This window comes from Streptomyces alkaliphilus, assembly GCF_014141535.1.
GTDB classification, from domain to species: Bacteria; Actinomycetota; Actinomycetes; order Streptomycetales; family Streptomycetaceae; genus Streptomyces; species Streptomyces alkaliphilus.
This window is the reverse complement of record NZ_VKHT01000404.1, coordinates 1-4,412: the sequence shown is the minus strand read 5'-3', so window position 1 is coordinate 4,412 and position 4,412 is coordinate 1. Positions and strand designations below refer to the sequence as shown.

The 4,412-nt window shown below is 72.3% G+C and carries 3 protein-coding genes; 2 read left to right on the top strand and 1 reads right to left on the bottom strand.

The window, feature by feature from the left end; translation table 11 throughout:
• Both FNQ90_RS13860 and FNQ90_RS13855 read left to right on the top strand, forming a co-directional pair.
• The coding region (locus FNQ90_RS13860) for an outer membrane protein assembly factor BamB family protein (protein WP_182606663.1) at positions 1 to 1,177 on the top strand (1,177 nt) is incomplete at its 5' end.
• A 739-nt stretch (positions 1,178 to 1,916) separates the two neighbouring features.
• Entirely contained in the window at positions 1,917 to 2,837 is a 921-nt protein-coding gene (locus tag FNQ90_RS13855; RefSeq protein WP_182606662.1) for a S1 family peptidase, read from the top strand.
• Between the two features lie 245 nt (positions 2,838 to 3,082).
• On the opposite strand, the gene FNQ90_RS13850 is transcribed toward FNQ90_RS13855, so the two are convergent.
• On the bottom strand, positions 3,083 to 4,412 hold a 1,330-nt coding region (locus FNQ90_RS13850; RefSeq protein WP_182606661.1), incomplete at its 5' end, for an AAA family ATPase.

Below are 4,412 nucleotides of genomic sequence, written 5' to 3'. Positions count from 1 at the left end.
GACAGCCTCCGCCCCCTCCACCGCCCGCTCCGGAGCCCCGGTGTTGTGGCGGTTCCGCACCGGTTCCGCGGCCTTCGGGATCCACGTCGATGACGAGCGGTGCTGGGTGGGGAACCAGCACGGGGACGCCTACGCCCTGGACCACGAGGGCTCGGTCACCGCCCACTACCGCCTGCCGGACGGGGTCAAGTGCCTGGTCGCCGATGACTTCTGGATCTACGCGGGATGCGACGACGGTACGGTCTACGACCTCTCCGGCAAGCTGCCGTTCGCGGCCTGGACCGTCGAGCCGGACGTGGACATCTTCTGGCTCGACATCCACGAGGGCGTGCTCAACGTCTCCGATCGCGACGGCGGACTGACCGTCATCGACCACGAGGACGAGTTCCAGTGGTCCCGCCGGGGCGAGGGGAGCGGCGGGTGGATGGTGCGCCGGGACACCGACGCCGTCTACCACGGTCACAGCGCGGGGGTCACCGCCTGGCGGACGGACGGCTCCGGCCAGCGTTGGCACACGCCCACCCGGGGGTCGGTGCTCTTCGGCTGGCAGGAGAGCGACGCCGTGTACGCGGGCACCTCCTCCCGCACCGTGGCACGACTGGCGAAGACGGACGGACACCTCCTCGCCGAGTACCGCTGCGACGCCTCGGTGTACTCCTGCGCCACCTCACCCGACGGGGAACACGTCTTCGCCGGTGACTCCGCGTCGTCCGTCTACTGTTTCGCCGCCGACGGCACCCGTTTGTGGAAGCTGGGCACCGGCTGCGGTTCGGCGCTCTCCATGCAGTACCACCGCGAGCGTCTGTACCTGGTGACCACGGACGGCACGATGGCCTGCGTGGACGCGAGCCCGGAGGCGATCGCCGCGGCGGAGCGCGGGACGATCCCGACTCCGGTGGACGTCAAGGCCGCCGCCGCCCTGCCCACCCGGGTCCCCGCCACCACCGCGGCCCAGTTGGCCACGGTGTCCGAAACGACGGACGGGGTGGTGGTGGAGTGCTTCCGGGACGGCCCCCGTACCCGGGTGCGGGTGGTCTCCGAGGGTTACGAGACCGGATGGTTCGTGCAGTTCCCCCGTCGGATACGCGAGCCCGGCGCCCGTTTCGTCGTGGAGGCCGTGCACGGTGCGCCGGGTGGTTTCTACCGGGTGCGCGGTGAAATCCGCCGCCTGATGTGACAAAGGCCGGCTCCCGGGCCGGAATCCGTCCCGTGCCCCGGCCCGGGAGCCGGGGCACGGGACGGCCTCCGATCGGAAAATCGCTTCCCTCCCACCCGTCGAACACATCGATGGGGCACCCGTATAAGCCACTTCGGGGCCCGGGGGCGGGGTGCGACTCGAACCGTTTCCCGATGATCCCCACCCTCCGTTACGGAGCCCTCCGGGCCGCTCCGCGGTGCCACCGGCATCCGTCCGAGCGGCGTTCGTCGCCGGAGAGTCTCCCCCTCTCCCTCCGGTCTGCGGTGCGCGAGGGGAGAGGGAGGCCCGGCTCCACCCGACGGAACGCGAAGCCGCGGGTCTTCCCGCAGGTGACCACGGTCGCCGGGTGCCGGCGGCGCCGGGGCCGACGGCACCCGGCGCGGGCCTGCGGGGGAACGGCCGACCGTCCGACATCGATGATCGACGCCCGGGTGCCCGTCCCGCTCCCCGCCGTGGTCGTTCGTCGCCGCCGGGTTCCATCGGGGTTCCGCCGGCAGAGGTGTTCGATCACTCACGGGAAGACCCCGGGCGCCCCACCGGTCCGTCACACCCCTTCCCACTCCATCCGCAACCGGCCGAGAGTCACTCTTGTGACGCATCGGAGCCACCTGAATACTCACACATCGTGATGGATTTCCGATGAAAAAGATCATCGGAACGCCTTCGCTGATTCACCGTTCACGAGCGTGACCCGCTCATTCCCCCCACAGGAGGACGTGTGAGGATCAAGCGCACCACCGATGGCGCCCGGGGCGACCGCCGCAGGAAGGGGCTCGGCCGCGTACTGGCGATCTCCGCCGGTCTCGCCGCGGCACTGGCCCTGACCCTGCCGGGCTCCGCCGCCGCGACGGCGCAGGAGTTCACCACCGCCCAACTCCACGCCGCAGCCGAGGCCGTGGAGTCGACGGATGTCGGCGGCACCGCCTGGTCGGTGGACGAGAAGACCGGAACCGTCACGGTGCTGGTCGACCAGAGCGTCACCGAGAAGGAACTCCGACAGATCATGCGCAGCGCCGGCGCCAACGCCGGGGCCCTGGAGATCGAGGAGGTTCCGGGTACCTTCTCCAAGCTGCTGCGCGGCGGCCAGGCCATCTACGCCAGCGGCGGGTGGCGGTGTTCCCTGGGCTTCAACGTCCAGGGCGGGGCCTACGCCCTGACCGCCGGTCACTGCACCGACGGCTACCCCGCCTGGTACAGCAACGCGGCACGGACCGCGTACCTCGGTCCCACCGCCTACTCGAACTTCCCCGGCGCCGACTACGGCTACATCTCGGTGAGCGGCGGCTCCTCCGCCAACCCGAGCCAGGTCATCTGCGGCAGCTCGACCGTCAACATCACCGGCATCGCCAGCGCCTACGTGGGTATGCCCGTCACCCGCTCGGGCAGCACCACCGGGTGCCGCTCCGGCTCGGTCACGGGCCTGAACTTCACCGTGAACTACGGCGGCGGCGATATCGTCTACGGCATGATCCGCACCAACGTCTGCGCCGAGCCCGGTGACAGCGGCGGCCCGCTGTGGTCCGGCAGCTCCGCCGTCGGCCTGACCTCCGGTGGCTCGGGCAACTGCAGCGTCGGTGGCACCACCTTCTACGAGCCCGTCACCCGGGCGCTGGGCAACCACGGCATCAGCCTGCCGTGACCTTCTGAGCCCCGCTTCCCCCTCCCGCACAGCGCGACCCGTTTCACCCGCGGCCCCGCCGGCACGTCCCGCCGGCGGGGCCGCGCACCCCTGCCGGCTCCCGTCCGTCCCCGTCAGGGCGTCACGGAGGACGGGCCCCCGGGCGGATGACCGGTCGGCGCCGAACAGGAGGGAAGCCTCCCCTACCCGCTGCTCCGGGACGGGAACGCGGGCCAGGACGGAGCCGTGCGGGGTCTTCTCCCGCCTCACCCCCCGGGGACTCGGCGGGTGGGGCGGTCCAGGTGGTCGAGGACGAGTTGGTGGGCCCGCCAGCCGTCGGGAAACTTCGGCGGCACGTCGAGGTGAACCGGTCGGGTGGTGGGGTGACGGTCCAGCAGCTCCCGGATCCCGGCGCGGGCGACGATCACACAGGCGTGCCGGTGGCGGGAGAGCAACACGCACAGTCGCCCCGTCTCCAGGTGGAAGGCGCTCGCGTCGGTCCGACCCGACAAGGGGTGCCAGACCAGGGTGACGTCGAACTCCCTCCCCTGGAGTTTGTTGGCGGTGTCCACGGTGACCCCCGCCAGGTGCGGCCCGAGGGCGACGAGGCGGTCCCGGACGGCGGCGGCCTGGTCGTTGTGGGCGGTGCCGATGGCCACCCGGTCGGCGCCGATCGGTTCGCCGTTGGCGAGCGGGGCGCGGCGCAGCAGGCGGTCGGCGGTGCCGGCGAGGGCGTCGGCCAACTGCCCGTCGGTGCGCAGGGTGTGACGGGCGGGTAGTTCGAGGTACCCCCAGCCGTCGGCGGCGGCCCGGTCGAGCACGGTGTCCCGCGGGTCGTCGGCGGGGGCGGGATCCAGGGTCAGCACGCGGTCGGCGGCGACGGTGCCGGAGACGAAGGGTTGGAAGGGGTAGAAGGCCTCCCGCACCAGGGGGGCCGCGCTCTCCGGCAGCCGCCAGGACACGGGGAGCCGACGACTGAGCATGGTGGGGTTGTGGGCGAGCACGACGTCCACGGCGTTGCTCATGGGGTTCCAGCTCAGGCCGGTCCAGCGGTCGGTCTCCACGGTGGCGAAGGGATCGAGCTGACCGGGGTCGCCGACGAACAGGGCGCGTTCGAAGAGGCGGGCGGTGCGCAGCAGCGCGTCGGAGCGCATCTGGTAGGCCTCGTCGACGATGGCCCAGTCCCAGGGGGTGGTGTCCACGTGGGCCCACTTGGCGGCGGTGCCGACGACCACCGGGAGGTCGCGCAGCGGGTCGATCTTCGCGGCCCCGGTGACCCGGGGGTGTCGGGTGACGCGGGGCGGCAGGACGTGACCGGCGGCGTGCAGACGACCGACGGCCAACTCCGGATGGGTGCCCGCCAGCCGGTCGACGAGATCGTCGACCTGTTCGTTGGTCTGGGCGGCGATCATCACGGGCCGACCCCGGACCGCGAGGTGCCCGGTGGCCCGGACGACGAGGGTGGACTTGCCGGCGCCGGGCGGGGAGTCGACGACGACTCCGCGTTCGGTGGTGGTGTCGAGGTCGGCGAGGACCCGGGCGACGGCGGCGTCCGCGCGGGCCCCCGGCGGGGCGTCGTCGGTAAGGCCGTCGGGG